This is a genomic window from Loigolactobacillus jiayinensis (genome assembly GCF_003946445.1).
Classification (GTDB): Bacteria; Bacillota; Bacilli; order Lactobacillales; family Lactobacillaceae; genus Loigolactobacillus; species Loigolactobacillus jiayinensis.
Map to the genome: position 1 here is coordinate 1 of NZ_RHOF01000048.1, position 3,081 is coordinate 3,081.

The following is a 3,081-nucleotide window of genomic DNA, read 5'->3' on the forward strand; positions in this document are numbered from 1 at the left end:
TATACCAATTTATAAGAATAGGTCGATACTGTTGCACTTGATTTGACAATTTGGGTATAAAATATAATTTACTGGTTCACTAAAATATATACAAAAATATATATTTAGTTGGAGAAACGATTGAATGCGGTAACAAAATATGCTTTAATTGACTTTATTAAGATAAGCTTAACATTGCGATAAGGTTACATTTTTGTATAAAATTAGTTGGGGGAAACAGACTATGAAAAGGCACCTATTTACATATTTATCCGTTGGTGTATTACTTTTTGGTGCAATTGCGCCAAGCGTTGGTGTATTGACATCAACAGCAGTGTCTGCTGCGGAACAGACCAGTACAACAGCATTAGATCCAAGTAATTTAGCTGATGGAGAATATACCATCGATGCACCAGCATTGAAGACAGGCACAACAGCAGCTTCTATGGCCCAAACTTTTATCGATAAGACAGCTAAATTAAGCGTAAAGAATCACCAAATGCAATTAACCCTACATGTTAAATCTAGCGCGAACATGTTGACGGATATTAAAACAGTTAGCGATGATCAGCCGGTGACCGTTAGCAATCAGTCAGCTGCAACGGAAGATTTAACGTTTACAGTGGCGAATTTAACGGCGGCAACAACTTTATCATTGAATATTAAAGTTGGGGCTGGTATGGCGGAAAAAATGGATATCAAGCCTGATACCAGCACGTTAAAAGTCGTTCAATTAGATCAGCCGGCGGTGGCGGAAAGCAGCTCAGCTATTAGTTCTGCGGCAACTAGCAGTAGCGCCGCCAGTAGCCAGACGACGCAGACGAGTACCGCCGCTAGCTCAAGCTCAACCGTTGCCAGCAGTCCTGCTGAATCGAGCGTGGCGCAACAATCTGCGGCCACATCATCAGCTAAGACTGAATCAGCAGTGGTAGCAAGTGAGTCAAAGGCAACAAGCGAATCGAAGACAGCAACGAGTGGTTCTGACGCTAAGACAGAATCAGAAAAAACAACTGAACCAGCAACTGTAACTGAGCCAACAACAACTTTTGATCCAGCGCATTTAGCGGATGGTACTTATGAAGTTGCAATGTCTGTATTAAAAGCAGACACAGATGCAGCGTCAGTTGCGGCCGGCTTCTTTGCCCCAACTGCAACAGTTGTTGTAGCGGATAAAAAAGCGACGGTTACGTTACATTTAATTAAAAATGCAGCTACGGTGTCGTCATTTAGTTTAGGTGACCAGACGGCACAAATCAGCAATCGAACAACCGCTACTGCTGATTTAACATTTACGGTGGATGACACCTTTAAAGATGCAACTGTAGCGGCAAATATGACGATCACCCCAGTGCCAACTATGCCGGCAATTACACTGGAGGAGCCAGCACGAATTAAATTTGGCCAGGCGTTGTATGTTGCACCAACGACTACTGAACCAACCGCAACTGATACGACATCAGAATTACCAGCGTTCGATCCAACGCGTTTAGCCGATGGAACCTACCAAACGCCAGTAGCTATTTTAAAAGCCGATTCTGACGCAGCCTCCGCGGCAGCAAGTTACTTTGCTCCAATAGCAACGGTAACTGTTTCCGGTGACAAAATCAAAGTCACCTTACATGTTATTAAAAATGCTGCGCTGATTACAGATTTTAAATTAGGCGATCAATTGGCGACAGCGACTAACGTGAATGGCGGCACGGCCGACTTGACGTTTACCGTTGATAGTAACTACCAAACAGCTATTGTGCCTGCAGCTATGATGATCACAGTGACGGCAATCAATAAGACAATGTCCCAACAGGCGCGGGTTAAATTTGGCCAAGCCTTGTACGTCGCACCTGCAACTGATAAACCAGCTACAAATGAGAGCTCAGCAAGTAGCTCGAGCAGTGAATCCAAGGAAAGCAGTAAAGTATCAAGCAGCTCGAGCAGTGAATCCAAGGAAAGCAGCAAGGCATCAAGCAACTCAAGTAGTGAATCCAAGGAAAGTAGCAAGGCACCAAGCAGCTCGAACAGTGAATCCAAGGAAAGTAGTAAGGCATCAAGTAGCTCGAGCAGTGAATCTAAGGACAGTAGCGCAGCATCTAGTAGTAGTGAGTCAACGTCAACTGGTTCTGGTCAGCAGTCGACTGACAGCAGCGCTACAAATTTACCAACTTTTGATCCAAATAAATTAAGTGATGGCACTTATCAAACGGATGTCTCAATTTTGAAGACTGACGGGGTGACGCCATCGCATTCAGCTGATTATTTTGCTAAAACAGCGATTGTAACAGTAACTGATAAAAAAGTTAAAGTAACGTTACATGTCGTTGCTGGGGCCTCAATGATCGCGGCATTTGGTTTAAATAATCAGTCAGCAACAATCAGCAACCAAACAACAGACAGTATGGATTTGACCTTTGACGTTGATCAGCAGTTTGCCAATGCTATCGTACCGGCAACAATGACGATTGCCGTTCCTGGCATGCCGCAACCAATGGCGGAAACAGCTAAGATTAAGTTTGGGACTGCCTTGTATGCAGCATCTAAAACGGACAGTACAACTGATGAGCAACCAACGACTAAACCAACGGATTCAAGTCAAGGAAATGAAACAACGACGCCGCCAGCGGCAACCAACACGGCAACCTTCAATCCCAACCATTTAGTCGATGGAACGTATGAAGTAGCAGCTTCAATTTTAAAAGCTGATAGTGATGCACTTTCTGTATCAGCAGGGTTCTTTGCGCCAACAGCAACCGTTAAAGTTGCTGGCAAGACAGTGACTGTAACGCTGCATTTAATCAAAAATGCGGCAACTGTTGCGGCATTTAGTCTAGGTGATCAAGCGGCTAAACTTAGTAATACAACAGCAGATACTGGTGATTTAACTTTCACTGTCGATGATAATTTTGCCACAGCCATTGTGCCGGCAATGATGAAGATTACGCCAGCCCCAACCATACCAACATTTGTACTGACTGAGCAGGCGCGGGTGAAGTTTGGTCAAGTCTTGTACACAGATAATACGACGCCAAGCCAGCCAGATACACCTAGCTCGTCAAGTTCGTCAAGTTCGTCAAGTTCGTCAAGTTCGTCAAGTTCGTCAAGTTCGTC

1 protein-coding gene is annotated in these 3,081 nt (G+C 44.2%); it reads left to right on the forward strand.

Going from position 1 to position 3,081, the window contains the following annotated elements; all coding sequences use genetic code 11:
* Window positions 1-223: 223 nt before the first annotated feature.
* The coding region (locus EKM80_RS11335; protein ID WP_164509554.1) for an NEAT domain-containing protein at window positions 224-3,081 on the forward strand (2,858 nt) is incomplete at its 3' end.